Origin of the sequence: Streptomyces sp. Root431 (assembly GCF_001426585.1) — a bacterium.
Classification (GTDB): Bacteria; Actinomycetota; Actinomycetes; order Streptomycetales; family Streptomycetaceae; genus Streptomyces; species Streptomyces stackebrandtii.
This window is the reverse complement of sequence record NZ_LMEI01000001.1, coordinates 477,819-496,781: the sequence shown is the minus strand read 5'-3', so window position 1 is coordinate 496,781 and position 18,963 is coordinate 477,819. Positions and strand designations below refer to the sequence as shown.

Sequence of the window (18,963 nt, the reverse complement as noted above, 5' to 3'; positions counted from 1 at the left end):
AAAGGGCGGGCACCGGTTCCGGTGCCCGCCCCTCACCCGTACGGTGTTACGGGGTGACGGCGCCGATCAGGACGCTGCCGGTGCCCGCGACGGTGCCGCGGCCGTTGACCAGCTGGACCTCACCGAAGAACTGACGTCCCTCGGGGGCCGCACCGGCGACGAGGACCTCGGCCGCCACGGGGGCGGACGCGCCGTTGGCCAGGCTGACCGACTTCGACTCGTCGACCTTCACGGTGCCGAGCGCGGACGAGAAGAACACGTCCTTGTAGTCGTACGTGGTGCCGCCCGCGGCGGCGACCGAGTAGCCGTCGATGACGACGGTGTACGTGCCGGCGGCCGGCTTCACGAGGGAGACGGCCTCCTCCGAGTCGCCGTCCGCCGCCTGGCCGACCTGCTTGCCGTTCAGGAGAACGGTGAGGTCGAGGTCGGCGGCCTTGTCGGAGGTGTTGCCGATGGCGATGTCGAGCCGCTCCACACCCTCACCGATGGTGACGGTCTTGGTCTGCTGCTCGTGGTGCTGGATGGTCGGCGTCTCGCTCTTCTGCGAGCCGAGGTTGCCGCCCTTGAGCTTGCCCTCGATGCCCGCGAAGCGGTTCGTGACCGTCCACTGGACCGGCGCCGCGGTGCCGATCTTCGCCTCGGGAACCGTCTGCACGGCCGGGTCGAAGTCCGCGCCCAGGACGGAGACGCCCAGGGTGTACGGGTTGTCCAGGTCCGGCGACGTGCGGCGGGACTCGACCTCGATCTCCCAGACGCCGGGCGTCGGGTCCGCGTAGGACCGCAGGTCCGGGCGGCAGGTGTTGGCCGGGTTGTAGTGCGGGTAGCACTGCGTGGTGGCGCTGTCCTCGACGCCCACGCCGACCGGGTGGATCGAGATGAACCGGGTCTGGCTCTTCTCCTTCAGACCGGCCAGCGAGACCTCCAGCGTCTTGGCGCCCTCGGGCACGGTGACGAAGTAGGACTTGCTGCTGTTGCGCTGCACCGAGCCGGAGGCCGTGAAGCCGTAGCCCGGGGCGACCAGGTCGCTCGCGACGATCGAGGTCGCGAGGATCTGCTTGTCGACGCCCTCGGTGCGCTCGTCGTCGGCCTCCAGGATGACGCTGTGCGCACCGGCGGTGGCGGCGCGCGCCTGGAGCTTGACGGTGACCGGCTTGTTCAGCGGCAGGTCGATCTCGTCGTCGCCGAGGATGCGGAAGGTGCCGTCGTTGTACTTGAGGTCGAGCTCGTGCTCGATCGACCGGTTCGGGCCGCTCGTGCGCGTGATCGTCACGTCGTAGACGCGCTTCTGGCCGACCTTGAGGCCGCCCTCACGGTCGTACACACCGGTGCCGGTGTGCGGGGCCGGGAAGATGACGGTGTCGACCGGGGCCGCAACCTTGTAGTCGTGCGCCGTGGCGCCGTCCTTGATCGACTCCCAGGCCTCCTCGATGTCCATGAGGCCCGAGCCCTGCTCGTGGGCCGCGACACCGGGGATGCGCTGCGCGGTGGACGTCAGCGCGGTCCGCAGGGTGAGCGGGGAGAGCGCGATGCCCTTCTGCTTCGCGGCCGAGATCAGCAGCGCGCTCGCGCCCGCCGCCTGCGGCGAGGACATCGAGGTGCCGTTGAGCATGCCGTAGCCGGCGGGCAGCGTGTAGCCCGACTCGGCGACGCCGGCGCCCGGCTGCCAGGTCGGGATGGTGTTCACGGCCGAGCCGGGGGCGGTGATGGTCGGGGTGAAGCCGCCGTCCTCACGCGGACCGCGCGAGGAGAAGGGGAACATGGCGTACTTCTTCTCGACGGCCGAGCCGTAGTTGGCGGCCCAGGTCTCCTTGGAGACGGCCGCGCCGACCGAGATGACCTTGTCGGCCAGGCCGGGGTCGCCGATCGTGTTGATGCCGGGGCCCTCGTTGCCGGCCGAGATGACCAGCTGGACGCCGTACTGGTCGATCAGGCGGGTGTAGAGGCGCGAGCGGACGTTGTCGCCGTCGTTCTGCTGCGGCAGGCCGCCGATCGACATGTTGACGATGTCGACGCCGCGGTTGACGACGAGGTCCGTCATGCCCTCGGTGAGGGCGGTGTTGGTGCAGCCGCCGGTCCAGGTGCAGGCGCGCGAGGAGACGATCTTCGCGCCGGGGGCCGCGCCGTTCATCCGGCCGCCGAAGAGGCTGTTGGCGGCGGTGATGCCGGCGACGTGCGTGCCGTGCGAGGACTCGACGAGACCGATGTTGACGAAGTCCCGCTTCTGGCCCACCCAGGTGCCGCCGAGCGGGTCCATCGCGACGTCCTTGCGGATCTCGACGACGAACGGGGTCTTCTCGGCGACCTCGGTGGCCGGGTTGTCGGTACCGAAGTAGCCGATCTGGTACCCGTCCTTGTACGGCTTCATCGGCTCGTTGTCCGTGAAGTCGTTGTCCTGGTCGACGTCCACGCGGACGGTGCCGGCGGCCGGGTCGTACAGCATGCCGAAGACGTCGGTGGTGTCGCCGTCCCGGTTGATGTCGCCCTTCGGGTCGCCGCCCGCGGTGACCGACTCGCTGAAGCGGCTGAACTGGAAGGAGCCCGCCGGGGCGGTCCAGCTCTGCGTGGAGGCGGTGAAGACCGGGCCGGTGACCGGGGTGACCTGGGCGCGCCAGGTGCTGTCGCCCTCGGTCAGCGGGTCGGTGGCGGTGACCCAGTCGACGATCTTGCGCTCGCCGGTGGTGGTCTTCTGGAGCGCCGGGTGACCGAGGTCGACGCCGGAGTCCAGGATGCCGATGGTCACGCCGCGGCCGTCGGCCTTCGGGTGCTCCTTGACGAAGTCGACCGCGCCCGTCTCGAACGACGGGTTGTACGGGTTCTTCGCCGGGGTGTTCTTGCCCGGGGCCGGGTACGTCGTCGTGACGGTGGTGCCGTCGACGGCGCCCGTGGCCGCGCCCGCGTCCGGGCTCGGGTCGTCCAGGACGATCTCGGCCTGGAGGTCGACCGACTGCACGGAGGAGAGCTGCGTGGCGGCCTTGATGGCGGCCTCGGCCTTGGCGGTGGGCAGGGTCGCGCGGACGTAGCCGAGCGCGTCCTGCTGCTTGCCGACGGAGGCGCCGGGGACGGCGTCGAGCTGGCCCGCGACCTGCTCGGTGGCGCCGGGGGCGGTGGCGACGAGGACGGTGACGTTCTTCTCGCCGCTCGCCTGGGCTTCGGTGAGCCGCTGGGCGTCGATGGCGCCGAGCTTGTCAGCCGGGTTCGAGGACTTCACCGGGGGAGTGGTCACCGGGGCCTCGGTGGCGAGCACGGGGGCGGCGCCGGTCGCGACGAGCGCGGCGACGAGGCCGGCAGCGGCGGCGATGCGGGCCGCGCGTCTGTGCCCGTGCGTCGAGCTTCCGGGTATGGAGCTCCGAGTTTCGGGGGTGGTCATTTACATCCCTGTTTGTGAAAGGAGAGAGTCCGGATTTCGGTGCCGGATGACCGCTCAGCCTTTCGCAAAAGACAGGGGTTTGTGGAGAGTTACCCGGGGCCGGTTTGCCGCCGAGGCGTAAACCCGCCAGCGCCCCCGACCCGCCACGGGGGAGAAAGGGGTGCGAACCAGGGCGAGTTCGCGGTCCCGGCGGGTCAGCTCTCCTTCGTGCGGGCGTAGTGGCGCGAGGCCTTCGCCCGGTTGCCGCAGATCGCCATCGAGCACCAGCGGCGGGTGCCGTTCCGCGAGGTGTCGAAGAAGTGCAGGATGCACGCCTCGTGGGCGCAGGCCCGGATGCGGTCGGGCGCGGTGCGCAGCAGGTCGAGGTAGTCGCGGGCGGCGGTCCAGCCCGGCCCCCAGGCGGGGTCCGCGAACTCGGCCTCCTCGCCGGGGCCCTCGGTGGTGAGGGTGGCCCGGATGCGGCCGTGGCCGAGGACGGCGTCGACGCGGGCGGTGGCGTCGGGGTCGCCGGGGGCGTCGACGAGCGCGGCGAGCGCGTCCCGGGCGGCGAGTGTCCGGCGCAGGGTGCCGTCGTCGGCGGCGAACCGCCCCTCCAGGCCGTTGGCGGCGAGCCAGACGGCGAGCCCCTCCACGCCGGTGAGCAGGTCCTGGCGGACCCCTTCCTCGTTCCAGCGGGTGTTGAGCAGGTCGAGGGAGACGGGCTCGCCGGTGAGCGGCCGCGGGTCGATGGCGGTCATGGCGGGCACCCTCCTCGGTGAGCTAACCCCTCAAGAGTACGTGAGCGGTTGACGCCCCGCGTGCCTAACCTCTAATCTCGAAGTAAGAGGTTAGCCCAAGAGGGCCGGCCACGCGACGAAGGGACAGCCATGTCCGTGATCGGCACACTCGCCACCCACCACGTCGGCCTCAACGTCACCGACCTGGAGCGCTCGCTCGCCTTCTACGCGGACGTCCTCGGCTTCGACGTCCTCGGCGAGGGCAAGGAGGAGGAAAGCCGCTTCGCCTTCCTCGGCCAGGACGGCCGCCTGGTCCTCACCCTCTGGGAGCAGGCCGAGGGCGCGTACGACTCCGGCCGGCCGGGACTGCACCACCTCGCCTTCGAGGTCGAGACCGTCCAGCAGGTCCGCGCCGCCGAGGCCGCGCTCACCGCGCTCGGCGCCTCCTTCGCGTACGAGGGCGTCGTCGCCCACCACGAAGGCGCGGCCTCCGGCGGCATCTTCTTCCACGACCCGGACGGCACCCGCCTGGAAATCTCGTCCCCGACCGGCGCCGAATCCGCCGAAGCCCCCTCGGGCTCGGCCCCCACCTGCGGCTTCTTCTAGCCGGACCTCGTTGTGGGCACCACGACGAACCCGCACCCTCTGGAGGACCCCATGGGCGCCTACCACTCCGGCTCCCTCGCCCTGCAAGACCGCTTCGGCGTCCGCGACCTCGCGGAACACGTGGGCCGCTCCATCACCCCCGGCATCCGCCCCATCGCCGCCGCCTTCCTGGAGGCCCAGCCGATGCTGGTGATCGGCGCCGCCGACCCCGCCGGCCAGGTCTGGTCGACCCTGCTCACCGGCACCCCCGGCTTCACCCGCGCCACCGGCCCCCACACCGTCTCCGTCGCCGGCGGCGTCCCCGCCCGCGACCCGCTCGCCACTGCCGTCACCACCGCGGGCACCCCCGTCGGCACGATCGCCCTCGACCCCCGCACCCGCCGCCGCATGCGGCTCAACGGCATCGCCCGGCCCAGTGCGCGCGGGTTCACGATCGAGGCCGAGCAGGTCTTCTCCAACTGCCCGAAGTACCTCCAGAAGCGGGAGCTGTACGGCTCCGAGGCCGCCGCCCGCCCCGAGTCCGGTGCCGCGCGGCACGGCGAGGTGCTCACCCCCGACCAGGTGCGCCGCGTCCGTGCCGCCGACACCTTCTTCGTCGCCACCGCCGCGCCCGACGGCGTCGACGCGAGCCACCGCGGCGGCAACCCGGGCTTCGTCCGGGTCGACGCGCCCCGGGAGATCAGCTGGCGGGACTATCCCGGCAACGCGATGTTCCTGACCCTGGGGAACCTGGAGGAGGACGGCCGCGCCGGCCTGCTCTTCCTCGACTGGGAGACCGGGACGACCCTCCAGCTCAGCGGCCTCGCCCACACCGAGTACGGCCCCGAGGGGCGCGTGACCCGCTTCCGGATCGACCGCACGGTGGAGACCCCGGCCGCCAGCCCCCTGCGCTGGTCCGCACCGGAGTACTCCCCGGCCAACCCGACGACACCCTGACCCGCCCACCGCGCCCTGACCCGGCCACCACCCACCGACCCGAGGACCGCCCGTGCCCACCACTCCGGCCCCCGTGACGACAACTCCCGACTCCCCTTCCCCGGCCGCGCCGCCCCGTCCCCGTCCCGGCCCCCCTCCCCGCCCCCGCCCCCGAGTCCTCCTCGTCGGCACCGGCGCCGCCGTCACCGCGCTCCTCCTCCTGGTCTCCGTCGGCACCCTCCTCCACCAGCCCCTGCTCATCCCGCCGCTCGCGGCGAGCATGGCGCTGGTCGCGGGCGCCCCCGACCTGCCGCTCTCCCAGCCGCGCTCGGTCGTCGGCGGCCAACTGCTCTCCGCCCTCACCGGTTTCGCGGTCCTCGCCGTCGCCGGCCCCGGCCTCTGGGGCGCGGCCGTCGCGGGCGGCCTCGCCCTCGGCGTGATGATGTGCGCCCGCACCCCGCACTCGCCGGCCGCGGCCACCGCCGTGATCGTCGCCCTCCAGTCCCCGCCCTTCTGGTCGTTTCTCGGCCTTCTCGCCCTCGCCTCGCTCATCCTGGTCGCGGTCGGCCTCGCCGGCGCCCGTGCCGCGGGGCGGACGTACCCGGCGTACTGGTTCTAACCTCTGTGCATGAAGCAGGATTTGAGGGTGGCGGCCTACGCCGTGTGCGTCCGGGACGGCGAGGTCCTCCTCGCCCGCTGGGTGGCGAGCGACGGCACCAAGAAGTGGACCCTGCCGGGCGGCGGGATGGATCACGGCGAGGAGCCCGTCGACACCGTCGTCCGCGAGGTCGAGGAGGAGACCGGGTACCTCGCCGAACCCATCGCCCTCCTCGGCATCGACTCGATCCGCCGGAGCTGGCTCCGCCGCCTCGGCGGCCCCGGCGACTTCCAGGGCCTGCGGATCATCTATGAGGCGCAGGTCACCGGGGGTGCGCTGCGCAACGAGACCGACGGCTCCACGGACCTCGCCGCCTGGCATCCGCTCGACGCCGTCGCCGATCTGCCCCGCGTCGAACTCGTCGACATCGGGCTCGACCTGTGGCGTGAGCGGCCCCCGGTCGGCCGCTCCCGCCTCGCCGATCCGTCGATCAGCTGAACGGCTGAAAACGGCTCAACCATCGGCATCCCCCTCAACCGTCCCGGCGACCCCGAGGTCCTCCCCGCCGACCGCAGCACGGAGTTCGCAGGAACAGAAACCAGGAACTGGAAACAGGGGAGCCCGCATGTCAGCCGTACGCACCGCCCGCACCGTCGTCGCCGCCACCCTGGTGGCCGGCCTCGCCGCCACCGCCCTTGCCGCGCCCGCCCTGGCAGCGCCCGCACCCGCACCCGTATCCGCGTCCTCGTCCGCTCAGACGAAGCAGGACCACGCGGCCACCCGGCAGGCGCTCCAGGCCGCCGTCGACGCCGGGGTCCCCGGCGCCGTCGCCCAGGCCCGCGACGGCCGGACCAGCTGGACCGGCACCGCCGGCGAGCGCAAGGGCAACGACCGCTACCGCGTCGGTTCCATCACCAAGACCTTCGTCGCCACCGTCCTCCTCCAGCTCCAGGCCGAGGGCCGCATCGACCTCGACGACCCGGTCGAGAAGTGGCTGCCCGGAGTCGTCCAGGGCAACGGCCACGACGGCCGGAAGATCACCGTCCGCCAGCTGCTCAACCACACCAGCGGCGTCTACAGCGTCACCTCCGACCCCGGCTTCCAGGAGAAGGTCTTCGGCCCCGGCTTCCTGGAGCACCGCTACGACCGCTGGACCCCGAAGCAGCTCGTCGACATCGCGATGACCCACGCACCGGACTTCGCCCCCGGCACCGCCTGGAACTACTCCAACACCAACTACGTCCTCGCCGGCATGGTGATCGAGAAGGTCACGGGCCGCCCGTACGGCAAGGCGGTCGAGAACCGGATCATCAAGCCCCTCAAGCTCCGCGCCACCAGCGTCCCCGGCACCGACGTGCGGATGCCGAAGCCGAGCTCCCCCGCCTATTCCACGCTCTCCATCGACGGCGGCCCGAACGCCCAGGTCCACGACGTCAGCAAGCTCAGCCCCACCATCGCCTCCGCGGCCGGCGAGATGATCTCCGACTCCAACGACCTGCAGACCTTCTACCGCGCGCTGCTCAAGGGCAAGCTGCTCCCGAAGGCCGAGCTGAGGGAGATGACCACCACCGTCCCGATCTCCCCGGATCTCCCCGAAGCGGGGTACGGACTGGGGCTCATGAAGCAGAAGCTGAGCTGCGGCAAGGAGATCTGGGGCCACGGCGGCGGCATCCACGGCTCCTCCTCCGACGCCCAGGCCACCCGCGACGGCAACCACTCGGTGGCGCTGAACTTCAACGCCGACTGGACGGGCGACTCCCAGGCCGTCCTGGAGGCCGAGTTCTGCGGCGCCGTGCCGAAGGGCTGATCCCGCACCGGGTCACCGGGGCAGGACGACGACGTACGCGCCGGGCTGCCGGTCCGCCGCGGCCATCAGGGCCGTACGGACCACGGTGGCCTGCTGGTCGAGGGCCTCGCGCAGCTTGCGCGGGGTCAGGTGGACGACCGTGATGCCGAGCCGCTCCAGGTGCTCGCGCTTGCGGGTGTACTCGGACCACAGCGCGTCGTCGTCCTGCCGCGGGGCCCGGGTGTCCAGCTCGACGGCGACCGCCTGGTCCGGCCAGTAGGCGTCCACCCCGCCGAGGTGCGGGCCGCCCGGCAGCCGCAGGTCCACGTTCCACAGCGGGTCCGGCAGGCCGAACTCGCGCACCATCTCGTACAGCCGCTCCTCGGAGAGCGAGCGGCCCTCCGCGAGGAGCGTGTCCACCGCGTCCACCACGTGCGGCCGGGTCAGCAGGCGAGCCCGGCTCAACTCCCGCACGATGGCGGCCGGTTCGCAGTGCCCGCCGCGGACCGCCTCGGTGAGGAGCCGGCGTACGGTCTCGGCGTCCGAGAGGCCCGCGACCGCGTCGGCGACGGCACGGGCGGCGGGGGCGACGGGGACGCCGGTGAGCTCCACGGGTTCGGGGTGCTCGACGGCGCGCACCACCCGCACCCAGCCGGTGGAGCGCAGCCGCCGGGTGCGCGGGACGAGCACGTCGATCCGGTCCAGGGCGGTCAGCGGGGGAGCGGAGGCGAAGCGGTGCAGGGTCAGCGCGGCGAGTCCGGTGATCATCGCCTCGGGTCCCTGGGTGGGCAGGGTCCCGGCCCGACGGGCGTACAGGAGCGCGGCGTTGAGCCGGTCCTCGCTGGTCGGGGGGCCGGGCTGGAGGAGGAAGACGCCGGGGAGGAGCTGCTGCCAGCCGCCGCCGGGCCGGCAGCGTGCGGCGACCTCGCCGGCGGGAACGCCCTGGGTCCTCAACTGGGCGGCGGACGCGAGTCGTTGGGTGCGTCCCGTGCGGGAGGCGAGGGGGAGGGGGCGGGGGGTGATGGGGGTGTTGTGGTTCATGCCGGGGGTCTTCCGCTTCCGAAGGCTCCCCTAACCCCTGTTACACGCTCGTCGACATTTAGGGACAACCTCGCCCTAAAGTACGCGCGTTCGAGTGCCGATGGGGGGCACGCGTCGAAGGGCGCGGCGACCGCCCCCGCATGACGATGGGGGCCGCCCGCCGAAGCGCGCGACCCCCACCGTCGGCACAGCCTTACGCGGCCAGTCGGTCGCAGGCCTGCGCGCGCAGCGCCCGCGCCAGGTCGTCCCGCGCCTCCAGGACGAGGCGGCGCAGCGCCGGCGCGGCCGACTCGTGCGCCGTCAGCCAGGCGTCCGCAGCGGCCAGGGTCTCGTCACTGTCCTGGAGCCCCGGGAAGAGGCCCTTGACCACGTCCATGGCGATCTGGATCGACCGATCCGCCCACAGCCGCTCGATCGCCGCGAAGTACTTCTCCGCGTACGGCGCGATCAGCTCGCGCTGCGAGGGCTGGACGAAGCCCGCGATCGTCGCCTCCACCAGCGCGTTCGACAGGGTGTCCGACTCGACGACCTGCGCCCAGGCCTGCGCCTTGACCGCGGCCGAGGGCCGCGAGGCGAGCAGCCGCACCTGGTGGCGCTTGCCCGTCGCCGTGTCGTCCCGGGACAGCTCCTCGCCGATCCGGCCCTCGTCCGCCCGGCCGTGCACGGCCAGCGGGGAGAGCAGCGCCCAGCGCAGCTCCTGGTCGACGTCGAGGCCGTCGATCTTCGCCGTCCCGTCGAGCAGCCCCTCCAGGAGCTGGAAGTCGGCGTCCGCGCCGGCCGTGGCCGCGAAGAACCGCGCCCAGGTCAGCTGGTGCTCGCTGCCCGGCTCGGCCAGCCGCAGCTCGCGCAGACCGGCCTCGGCGAGCAGCCGCCCGCCCTCCTCGCGCCACTCGGGCGTCGCGTAGTGGGTGACCGCGGACTTCGTCCAGGCGTGCACCATCTGGAGGACGCCGATGTCGGTCTCGCGGCCCGCGAAGGCGAGCGCGACGGAGACGAAGTCCCGGGCGGGCATGAGCCCGTCGCGGGTCAGGTTCCACAGCGCCGACCAGCACAGGGCGCGGGCCAGCGGGTCGGTGATGTCGCCGAGGTGCGCGCGCAGGGTGGCGAGCGAGCCCTCGTCGAAGCGGATCTTGCAGTAGGTCAGGTCGTCGTCGTTGACGAGCACCAGGTCGGGCTTCTCCTCGCCCGCCAGCTCCGCGACGACCGTCCGGGCGCCGGTGATGTCGGCCTCGGCGCGCGCGAAGCGCACGAGGTCGCCGTCGGCCGACAGCCGGTAGAGACCGACCGCCGCGCGGTGCGGACGGAGCTCGTCGCCTTCCTGGACGACGGCGAGCTCGGTGATCCGGCCCTCCGCGTCGTAGGTGACGGCCGGCGTCAGCGCGTTCACGCCGGAGGTCTGGAGCCAGGACTTCGCCCAGCCCTTCATGTCGCGGCCCGAGGTCTCCTCCAGGATCGAGAGGAGGTCGGCGAGGCGCGTGTTCCCGTAGGCGTGGCGCTTGAAGTAGCGGCGCGCGCCCTCCAGGAAGGCGTCCCGGCCCGCGTACGCCACGAGCTGCTTCAGCACCGACGCGCCCTTGGCGTACGTGATGCCGTCGAAGTTGAGCTTGGCGTCCTCCAGGTCACGGATGTCGGCCGTGATCGGGTGCGTGGAGGGCAGCTGGTCGGCGCGGTAGGCCCAGGCCTTGCGGTTGTTGGCGAAGGTGACCCAGCTGTTGGTGAAGCGGGTCGCCTCGGCGTTCACGAAGGAGCCCATGAAGTCCGCGAAGGACTCCTTCAGCCACAGGTCGTCCCACCACACCATGGTGACCAGGTCGCCGAACCACATGTGCGCCATCTCGTGGAGGATGACGTTGGCCCGGCTCTCGTACGCGGCCTGCGTGACCTTGCCCCGGTAGATGTACTCCTCGCGGAAGGTCACCATGCCCGGGTTCTCCATCGCGCCGAGGTTGTACTCGGGGACGAAGGCCTGGTCGTACTTACCGAAGGGGTACGGGTAGTCGAAGTTGTCGTGGAAGAAGTCGAAGCCCTGCTTGGTGATCAGGAAGACGTCGTCCGCGTCGAAGTGCTTCGCGAGGCTCTTGCGGCACATCGCGCCGAGCGGGATCGTCAGGTCGCCGCGCTCGTAGCTGTCGGTCACGTAGTGGTACGGGCCCGCCACGACGCACGTGATGTACGTGGAGATCGGCGCCGTCTCGGCGAACCGCCACACACCCTCGGCGTCCTGCTCCCCGGCGCCGTTCGACCAGACCGTCCATCCCTCGGGCGCGGTCACCGCGAAGCGGTACGGGGCCTTGAGGTCGGGCTGCTCGAAGTTGGCGTACACGCGGCGGGCGTCGGCCGGCTCGTACTGCGTGTAGAGGTAGACCTCGCCGTCCTCCGGGTCGACGAAGCGGTGCATGCCCTCGCCGGTGCGGCTGTAGGCGCACTGCGCGTCGACCACCAGGACGTTCTCGTCGGCGAGCCCGTCGATCGCGATCCGCGAGCCGTCGAAGACGACGGCCGGGTCCAGGGCGCGGCCGTTGAGGCTGACCGCGTTCACGGACGGGGCGATCAGGTCCACGAACGTGCTCGTGCCCTCGCCGGTGCGACGGAAGCGGATCGTCGTCTCCGAGCGGAAGGTGCGCACCGCCTCGGCGGAGTCGCCGACCGCCGAGCGCAGGTCGAGGACGACCTCGTACCCGTCGACGGACAGCAGCGCGGCCCGCTCGTGGGCCTCGTCGCGGGACAGATTCTCACCGGGCACGGTCACTCCTTCGTGGCACGTTCGAAACAGCACCGATCCTCCCATGTGCCACTGTCACGCGGCACACGGGAATGCCTTTGTCCGCCCGTGGCGTTTGCTCCTTTCGGCGCACCACGCAGCAGCACCACGCATCAGTACCGAGGAGTGACATGTCCGAGAGCAGGACCACCGCAGACTTCTACTTCGACCCGATGTGCCCGTGGGCCTGGATGACCTCCCGCTGGATGCTGGAGGTGGAGCAGGTGCGCCCGGTCGACGTGCGCTGGAAGGTCATGAGCCTGGCCGTGCTCAACGAGAACCGGCTCGACGAGCTCCCGGCCGAGTACCGCGAGCTCCTCACCCAGGCCTGGGGCCCGGTCCGCGTCGTCGTCGCCGCCCAGCAGCTGCACGGCGACGAGGTCGTCGGCAAGCTCTACACGGCGCTCGGCACCCGCTTCCACAACAACGGCGAGGGCGCGACCCGCGAGGCGATCGTCGCCGCGCTGACGGACGCCGGCCTGCCGGAGGACCTCGTCGAGTACGCCGACAAGGACACCTACGACGCCGAGCTGCGCGCCTCCCACACGGAGGGCATCGAGAAGGTCGGCCAGGACGTCGGCACGCCGGTCATCGCGGTGCCGGGCCCGACGGGCGACGAGGTCGCCTTCTTCGGCCCGGTCGTCACCCCGACCCCGCGCGGCGAGGCGGCGGCCCGGCTGTGGGACGGCACGCTGCTCGTGGCGTCGACGCCCGGCTTCTACGAGATCAAGCGCACCCGCACGGCGGCGCCGAGCTTCGAGTAGCAGCCGGCGGCAGGCAGGGAAGAACCCCCGTGATTCACGTCATCACGGGGGTTCTTCTTTCATCCGCCCGCACGTGAAGGTTGAGAAGACGATCACGAGCAGGACGACAGGGTGCCCTTCCGGGCGGTGATTCAGAAGGAGATCAGCGGTACGGAGGCCTTGGCGGCCTGGTAGCGCTTGCTCACGTCCTGCCAGTTGACGACCTGCCACATGGCCTCGATGAAGTCCACCTTCTGGTTCTTGTACTGCAGGTAGAAGGCGTGCTCCCAGGCGTCGAAGACGAGGACCGGGACCGAGCCCTGGCCGACGTTGCCCTGGTGGTCGTAGACCTGCTCGACGATGAGCCGGCCGCTGATCGGCTCGTACGCGAGGACACCCCAGCCGGAGCCCTGGGTCGTCGCGGAGGCCTTCGTCAGCTGGGCCTTGAACTTGGCGAAGGAACCGAAGGACTCGGTGATCGCGTCCGCGAGGTCACCGACGCCGTCGGCGGCCAGCGGCTCGCCGCCGCCCCCGTCCTTCGGGCTGTTCATGTTGTTCCAGTAGATGGAGTGGAGGATGTGGCCGGAGAGGTGGAACGCGAGGTTCTTCTCCAAGCCATTGATCGAGCCCCACTGGTCCTTGTCGCGGGCCTCCTCCAGCTGCTCCAGGGTGTCGTTCGCGCCCTTGACGTACGCGGCGTGGTGCTTGTCGTGGTGCAGCTCGATGATCTGCGGATTGATCACCGGCTCCAGCGCCGCGTAGTCGTACGGCAGCTCCGGAAGTGTGTAGATCGCCATGTGCCCGGCCCCTTCAATGGCTCCTGCTTATTGCAACCTATGCGCAAGTGCAGGCTAGCAGCAGGTGCGGGAGTTGTTGATCAGTCCTTCGCCCTAGGTCCCGGGGTCCGCACATGGCGAAACCCCCGAACCGGAAGGCGGTTCGGGGGTTTCGCGGGGAGCTCGTACGGATCAGGCGGCGCGGCCCGCCGCAGCCTTCTGGCGTACGAAGCCGACCGCGGCGAGCAGCAGCGTCAGGCCGCCCGTCCAGTACAGCTGCACGCGCGTGCCCTCCTCGCGGGCCATCAGGACGAAGATCGCGGCCATGCCGGCCAGCGCCACCCAGGTCAGCACCGGGAAGGCCCACATCCGCACGACCAGCTTCTCCGGCGCCTCGCGCTCGGTGCGGCGGCGCAGCACCAGCTGCGAGGCGGCGATGAAGAACCAGACGACCAGGATGATCGCGCCGATCGTGTTGAGCAGCCAGATGAAGATGTCGTCCGGCCGCCAGTAGCTCAGCAGCACACAGGCGAAGCCGAAGACGGAGGAGACGAGCACCGCCGGGCGCGGGACGCCGCTGGAGAGCTTGCCGAGCGCCTTCGGGCCCTGACCGCGCGCCACGAGCGACCCCGCCATGCGGGAGGCGCCGTAGATGTTGGCGTTCATCGCGGAGAGCAGGGCGACGAGCACGACCACGTTCATGATCTGGCCGGCGGCCGGGATGCCCAGGTGGTCGAGGGTGGCGACGTACGGGCCCTTCTCGACGACCGCCTTGTCGTCCCACGGGACGAGGGTGACGATGACCGCCATCGAGCCGATGTAGAAGAGCGCGATGCGCCACATCGCCGTACGGACGGCCTTGGCGACGCCCTGCACCGGGTGCTCGGACTCGGCGGCCGCGATGGTGACCGTCTCCAGGCCTCCGTACGCGAAGACGGAGGCGAGCAGGCCGACGATCAGGCCCTCGGAGCCGTGCGGGAAGAAGCCGCCGTCACCGGTGAGGTTCGTGGTGCCGGGGGCGGGGGCGTCCGTGCCGGGCAGCAGGCCGGTGATGGCGAGCACGCCGATGCCGAGGAAGAGGACGATCGCGCCGACCTTGAGCGCGGCGAACCAGAACTCGAACTCGCCGAAGTTCTTCACGGCCGCCAGGTTGGTGACCGTGAAGACCACCATGAAGAGCGCGACCCAGGCCCACTCGGGGCTGCCGGGGAACCAGCCGGTCATGATCTTCGCCGCGCCGATGCCCTCCAGGCCGACGGCGACACAGAGCAGGAACCAGAAGGCCCAGCCCGAGGTGAAGCCGGCCCAGGAGCCGAAGGCCCGCTCGGCGTGGACGGAGAACGAACCGGAGGCGGGGTTCGCCGCCGACATCTCGCCGAGCATGCGCATCACGAGCATGACGAGCACGCCCGAGATCGCGTAGGCGATGACGATCGAGGGACCGGCGGCGGCTATGCCGGCGCCGGAGCCGACGAAGAGTCCGGCGCCGATGACGCCGCCGAGGGCGATCATCGAGAGGTGACGCTGCTTGAGGCCGTGACCGAGGCCCTCGGCGGGTGCGGTCGCGCCGTCCTTGCGGTCGGCCGGCGCGGGCGCGGTGGTCCGAGACATGGGCGAGCCCTGTTCACTAGCTGAGACGGGGAGGGAGCCCACAGTCTGGGCGGGCGCACCGCTCAGAGGGAACCGACGTCCGCTATACGGTCACGACCTTCACACAAAGTGAAGGTTCATGCCCGGTTCGTGCGCAGCTCCCGCACCCACGCGATCAGCAGGACCGCCCCGGTCGCCGCCCCCGACCACAGCACCTGCGGGCGCGCCGCGTCGTCGGTGAGCATCAGGACGAGCACCGCCGCCATCGCGGCGAGCGCCACCCAGGTCAGCCACGGGAATCCCCACATCTTCAGCGTCAGGGTCTCCGGCGCCTCGCGCTCGATCCGGCGCCGCAGCCTCAGCTGCGAGACCGCGATCAGGGCCCAGACGAAGAGCAGCACCGCGCCGACCGCGTTGAGCATGTAGAGGAAGACGGAATCCGGCCACTTCAGATTGAGGAGGACGGAGACGAAGCCGAAGGCCACCGAGGCGAGGACCGCCCGGCGCGGCACCCCGCCGGCCGAGACCCGGAGCAGCCCCTTCGGCGCCTCCCCGCGCTCCGCCAGCGAGAACACCATCCGGGACGAGCCGTACAGGTTGGCGTTGAGCGCCGAGAGCAGCGCCACGAACACCACCACGTTCATGATCTGGCCCGCAGCCGGCACCCCGATCGCGTCCAGGACCGCCACGTACGGCGACTCGCCCGGCTTCATCGACGTCCACGGCAGCAGCGTCACGATGACCAGCATCGACCCCACGTAGAAGAGGAGGATCCGCCACACCGAGCTGCGCACCGCCCGCGCCACGTTCCGCGCGGGGTCGGCCGTCTCGGCCGCCGCGATCGTGACGACCTCCAGGCCGCCGAAGGCGAAGACCACGGCGAGGACGCCCGAGACGACACCCTCCCAGCCGTTCGGCAGGAAACCGCCCTGCCCGGTCAGGTTCGCCATCCCCACCGGATCCGTGTCCGGCAGCCAGCCGACGATCGCGAGCGTGCCGAGGATCAGGAAGAGCACGATCGCGCCGACCTTCAGTGCGGCGAACCAGAACTCGAACTCGCCGAAGTTCTTCACCGCCGCGAGGTTGGCGAGGGTGAAGACGACCATGAAGATCAGCACCCAGCCCCACTGCGGGACCCCCGGCGCCCAGCCGTTCGCGATCCGCGCCGCGCCCGTCGCCTCCACGGCGAGGACGACGACCAGCAGGAACCAGTACAGCCAGCCCGCCGAGAAGCCCGCCCAGCGGCCGAGCGCCCGCTCCGCGTGGACCGAGAACGCCCCGGAGGCGGGCATCGCCGCCGACATCTCGCCCAGCATCCGCATGACGAGCATCGCGAGCGCGCCCGCGATCAGGTACGAGACGACGATGCCGGGACCGGCGACCGCGATGCCCGCGCCCGAACCGACGAAGAGCCCGGCACCGATCACCCCGCCGAGCCCCAGCATCGTCAGATGACGCTGCTTCAGACCGTGGGAGAGGGGCTCCGGTTCGGGGGCGAGGGAGTCGTGCATGTGGGGGCTCGTGCTCTCTGACGGTTTATGGAGACCCCACAGTCTCTCCAGGGAAGGTCCCCTGGCGCAAAAGGGACCTCCGCGCACGACTCCCCAGTGATAAGCGTCACGTGGCGCGTGGCGTGATCGGCGGGCTTTGTTCGATCTCCACGAAGTGCTCGGTCGTCGCTTTGTCGGCGGCTGACGGTGATCGGGCGCTCACTCCTGGCATAGCGTCAACCTGTCCCACCCACCCTCACCCCGCGGAGTACCGATGAGCACCGCCGCCGCCCCCGTCCGTTCCCTCCGTGCGGGCACCGTCCTCGCCGACCTGCTCCCCGCGAGCCGCGCCCGCGACATCGCCCTGGTCGTCGGCGGCGCCGCCCTGACCGGCCTCGCCGCGCAGATCTCCGTCCCGGTCCCCGGCTCCCCGGTCCCGGTCTCCGGCCAGACCTTCGCCGCCCTGCTCGTCGGCACCGCGCTCGGCGCCCGCCGCGGCTTCCTGGCCCTCGCCGCGTACGCCGTGGCGGGCATGGCGGGCGTGCCGTGGTTCGCGCAGGCCACCTCCGGCTACGGCATGCCGTCCTTCGGCTACATCCTCGGCATGATGCTCGCCGCGACCGTCGTCGGCGCCCTCGCCCGCCGCGGCGCCGACCGCTCGGTGCTCCGCACCGCCGGCGCGATGGCCCTCGGCTCCGCGATCATCTACGCGGTCGGCGTGCCCTACCTGGCGCTCGCCACGGGCATGACCTTCGGCCAGGCCGTCGCCGCGGGCCTCACCCCCTTCCTCATCGGCGACGCGCTCAAGGCCGCGCTCGCCATGGGCGCCCTGCCGGCCGCCTGGAAGCTCGTCGGCCGCAAGGGCTGAGCGGGCGGCGATACGCGAGAGGGCCGTCGTTCCGGGGGAACGACGGGCCCTCTCGTACGCGTACGGGCGACGACTCGCTCGTACGGGTACGGACTACTGCTTGGCGGTCTTCGCCATCCGCTGGCGGACCAGCGAGATCGCGATCACGAGCGCGGCCACGAGCAGCGAGAGCACGACCTGCTCACGGGCGCTGCCGCCGTCGTACAGCATGTAGCCGAGGACGAAGACGATCATGCCGATCGTCGCCCAGGTCAGGTACGGGAAGAGCCACATCTTCACGACCAGCTTCTCCGGCGTCTCGCGCAGGATGATGCCGCGCATCTTCAGCTGGGTCACGCAGATGACCAGCCAGACGAAGAGCGCGACCGCGCCGGAGGAGTTCAGCAGGAAGGCGAAGACGGTGTCCGGCCACTTGTAGTTGAAGAAGACCGCGACGAAGCCGAAGACGACCGAGCCGAGGATCGCCGCCGTCGGCACGCCCCGCTTGTTGACCTTGGCGAAGGCCTTCGGCGCGTCGCCGCGCTGACCGAGCGAGAACGCCATGCGGGAAGCGGTGTAGAGACCCGAGTTCAGGCAGGACAGGACGGCCGTCAGGACGATCACGTTCATGATCTGGCCGGCGTTCGCGATGCCGATGGAGTCGAGGGCGGCGACGTACGAGCCCTTCTCGACGATCGACTTGTCGTTCCACGGCAGCAGGGCCAGGACGACGAAGATCGAGCCCAGGTAGAAGACGCCGATCCGCCAGATGACGCTGTTGGTGGCCTTGGTGACGGCCTTCTGCGGGTCCTCGGACTCACCGGCGGCGAGGGTGACGATCTCGCTGCCCATGAAGGAGAAGACGACCATCAGCACACCGGTGAGGACCGCGCCCGCGCCCATCGGGAAGAAGCCCCCGGTGTCGGTGAGGTGCGCGAATCCGGTGCCCGGGTTGTCCGAGCCGGGCAGCACGCCGAAGACGGCGAGCATGCCGATGATGACGAAGGCGCCGATGGCGACGACCTTGATGCCGGCGAACCAGAACTCGAACTCGCCGTACGAGGCGACCGAGCCGAGGTTCGTGATGGTGAGCACCACCATCACGATGAGCGCCCAGCCCCACTGCGGGACGGCCGGGATCCAGCCCTCCAGGATCTTGGCGCCGGCGGTCGCCTCGACGGCGAGGACGACGACCCAGAAGAACCAGTACAGCCAGCCGATGCTGAAGCCGGCCCAGCGGCCGAGCGCGCGGTCCGCGTAGGCCGAGAAGGAGCCGGAGGACGGCCGGGCGGCGGCCATCTCGCCGAGCATCCGCATCACGAAGACGACCATGGCGCCGACGAGGAAGTAGGACAGCAGGATCGCGGGGCCGGCCGCGGCGATGCCGGAGCCGGAGCCGACGAAGAGTCCGGCGCCGATGACACCGCCGATGGCGATCATGGAGAGATGGCGGTTCTTGAGCCCGGCCTTGAGACCGTCGGAGGACTGCGGAACATCGGCCGTTCCGGCCTTTCCGCCTTCCTTCTCCAGGGTCGGCTGCGTGTTCATGAACGCTTCCTAACGTGTGGGGGACGCTCGGGTCGCGAGCCCGTGCATTCAACCCTGTGAGAGGGGTTGATCGGAAGACCTCATTCCGGATCGTTGTGAGGACCACTCCGCGAGAGGCGAAGGTCCATACCAGGTCGGGTGAACGTCCCGACCCCGCTGACCGCTACCCCCGCCTCGAC

General features: G+C 71.1%; 15 protein-coding genes. 7 read left to right on the top strand and 8 right to left on the bottom strand.

Translation table 11 applies throughout. The annotated features are described in order from the left end of the window. Positions 1–46: 46 nt before the first annotated feature. On the bottom strand, positions 47–3,367 hold the full coding sequence (locus tag ASC82_RS02220) for a S8 family serine peptidase (protein WP_199862449.1): 3,321 nt from the start codon (positions 3,365–3,367) through the stop codon (positions 47–49). A gap of 194 nt (positions 3,368–3,561) precedes the next feature. After that, positions 3,562–4,104: a CGNR zinc finger domain-containing protein gene (locus ASC82_RS02215; RefSeq protein ID WP_056640612.1), complete on the bottom strand. Its 543-nt coding sequence runs from the start codon at positions 4,102–4,104 to the stop codon at positions 3,562–3,564. Between the two features lie 129 nt (positions 4,105–4,233). Here ASC82_RS02215 and ASC82_RS02210 point away from each other — a divergent pair, with 129 nt between their 5' ends. The 5 genes from ASC82_RS02210 (at position 4,234) to ASC82_RS02190 (ending at position 8,009) form a co-directional block, all read left to right on the top strand. Further along, a complete protein-coding gene (locus ASC82_RS02210) occupies positions 4,234–4,689 on the top strand; it encodes a VOC family protein (protein WP_056640609.1) in 456 nt (151 codons plus the stop codon). 51 nt (positions 4,690–4,740) lie between these two features. Next, positions 4,741–5,625, top strand: a complete 885-nt coding sequence (locus tag ASC82_RS02205; RefSeq protein ID WP_056640602.1) for a pyridoxamine 5'-phosphate oxidase family protein — start codon at positions 4,741–4,743, stop codon at positions 5,623–5,625. A gap of 52 nt (positions 5,626–5,677) precedes the next feature. Next, on the top strand, positions 5,678–6,223 hold the full coding sequence (locus ASC82_RS02200; RefSeq protein ID WP_242427517.1) for an HPP family protein: 546 nt from the start codon (positions 5,678–5,680) through the stop codon (positions 6,221–6,223). Between the two features lie 9 nt (positions 6,224–6,232). Next, positions 6,233–6,700, top strand: a complete 468-nt coding sequence (locus ASC82_RS02195; protein ID WP_056640599.1) for an NUDIX hydrolase — start codon at positions 6,233–6,235, stop codon at positions 6,698–6,700. A 127-nt stretch (positions 6,701–6,827) separates the two neighbouring features. After that, positions 6,828–8,009, top strand: a complete 1,182-nt coding sequence (locus ASC82_RS02190; protein ID WP_079038979.1) for a serine hydrolase domain-containing protein — start codon at positions 6,828–6,830, stop codon at positions 8,007–8,009. A gap of 12 nt (positions 8,010–8,021) precedes the next feature. On the opposite strand, the gene ASC82_RS02185 is transcribed toward ASC82_RS02190, so the two are convergent. Both ASC82_RS02185 and pepN read right to left on the bottom strand, forming a co-directional pair. Next, the gene (locus ASC82_RS02185; RefSeq protein WP_056640597.1) at positions 8,022–9,029 is read right to left on the bottom strand and encodes a hypothetical protein; all 1,008 of its coding nucleotides are present in this window, start codon (positions 9,027–9,029) and stop codon (positions 8,022–8,024) included. Between the two features lie 193 nt (positions 9,030–9,222). Then, positions 9,223–11,772: an aminopeptidase N gene (gene pepN, locus ASC82_RS02180; RefSeq protein WP_056641448.1), complete on the bottom strand. Its 2,550-nt coding sequence runs from the start codon at positions 11,770–11,772 to the stop codon at positions 9,223–9,225. 149 nt (positions 11,773–11,921) lie between these two features. Here pepN and ASC82_RS02175 point away from each other — a divergent pair, with 149 nt between their 5' ends. After that, positions 11,922–12,554 carry a DsbA family protein gene (locus ASC82_RS02175; protein WP_056640594.1) on the top strand — a complete coding sequence of 211 codons (633 nt, stop codon included), beginning with the start codon at positions 11,922–11,924 and terminating at the stop codon, positions 12,552–12,554. 131 nt (positions 12,555–12,685) lie between these two features. Here ASC82_RS02175 and ASC82_RS02170 read toward each other — a convergent pair whose 3' ends face one another. The 3 genes from ASC82_RS02170 to ASC82_RS02160 form a co-directional block, all read right to left on the bottom strand. Beyond that, positions 12,686–13,330, bottom strand: a complete 645-nt coding sequence (locus ASC82_RS02170; protein ID WP_056640590.1) for a superoxide dismutase — start codon at positions 13,328–13,330, stop codon at positions 12,686–12,688. A 171-nt stretch (positions 13,331–13,501) separates the two neighbouring features. Further along, positions 13,502–14,920: an amino acid permease gene (locus ASC82_RS02165; RefSeq protein WP_056640586.1), complete on the bottom strand. Its 1,419-nt coding sequence runs from the start codon at positions 14,918–14,920 to the stop codon at positions 13,502–13,504. Positions 14,921–15,036: 116 nt separating this feature from the next. Then, positions 15,037–16,410, bottom strand: a complete 1,374-nt coding sequence (locus ASC82_RS02160; RefSeq protein ID WP_056640580.1) for an amino acid permease — start codon at positions 16,408–16,410, stop codon at positions 15,037–15,039. 253 nt (positions 16,411–16,663) lie between these two features. Here ASC82_RS02160 and ASC82_RS02155 point away from each other — a divergent pair, with 253 nt between their 5' ends. Beyond that, positions 16,664–17,257: a biotin transporter BioY gene (locus ASC82_RS02155; protein WP_024755533.1), complete on the top strand. Its 594-nt coding sequence runs from the start codon at positions 16,664–16,666 to the stop codon at positions 17,255–17,257. 93 nt (positions 17,258–17,350) lie between these two features. Here ASC82_RS02155 and ASC82_RS02150 read toward each other — a convergent pair whose 3' ends face one another. Continuing rightward, entirely contained in the window at positions 17,351–18,784 is a 1,434-nt protein-coding gene (locus ASC82_RS02150; RefSeq protein ID WP_056640577.1) for an amino acid permease, read from the bottom strand. Positions 18,785–18,963 lie beyond the last annotated feature (179 nt).

Coding starts and splice junctions, on each gene's coding strand:
- ASC82_RS02220 (WP_199862449.1), bottom strand. CDS start 3,367: ATGACCACCCCCGAAACTCGGAGCTCCATACCCGGAAGCTCGACGCAC.
- ASC82_RS02215 (WP_056640612.1), bottom strand. CDS start 4,104: ATGACCGCCATCGACCCGCGGCCGCTCACCGGCGAGCCCGTCTCCCTC.
- ASC82_RS02210 (WP_056640609.1), top strand. CDS start 4,234: ATGTCCGTGATCGGCACACTCGCCACCCACCACGTCGGCCTCAACGTC.
- ASC82_RS02205 (WP_056640602.1), top strand. CDS start 4,741: ATGGGCGCCTACCACTCCGGCTCCCTCGCCCTGCAAGACCGCTTCGGC.
- ASC82_RS02195 (WP_056640599.1), top strand. CDS start 6,233: ATGAAGCAGGATTTGAGGGTGGCGGCCTACGCCGTGTGCGTCCGGGAC.
- ASC82_RS02190 (WP_079038979.1), top strand. CDS start 6,828: ATGTCAGCCGTACGCACCGCCCGCACCGTCGTCGCCGCCACCCTGGTG.
- ASC82_RS02185 (WP_056640597.1), bottom strand. CDS start 9,029: ATGAACCACAACACCCCCATCACCCCCCGCCCCCTCCCCCTCGCCTCC.
- ASC82_RS02175 (WP_056640594.1), top strand. CDS start 11,922: ATGTCCGAGAGCAGGACCACCGCAGACTTCTACTTCGACCCGATGTGC.
- ASC82_RS02170 (WP_056640590.1), bottom strand. CDS start 13,330: ATGGCGATCTACACACTTCCGGAGCTGCCGTACGACTACGCGGCGCTG.
- ASC82_RS02165 (WP_056640586.1), bottom strand. CDS start 14,920: ATGTCTCGGACCACCGCGCCCGCGCCGGCCGACCGCAAGGACGGCGCG.
- ASC82_RS02160 (WP_056640580.1), bottom strand. CDS start 16,410: ATGCACGACTCCCTCGCCCCCGAACCGGAGCCCCTCTCCCACGGTCTG.
- ASC82_RS02155 (WP_024755533.1), top strand. CDS start 16,664: ATGAGCACCGCCGCCGCCCCCGTCCGTTCCCTCCGTGCGGGCACCGTC.
- ASC82_RS02150 (WP_056640577.1), bottom strand. CDS start 18,784: ATGAACACGCAGCCGACCCTGGAGAAGGAAGGCGGAAAGGCCGGAACG.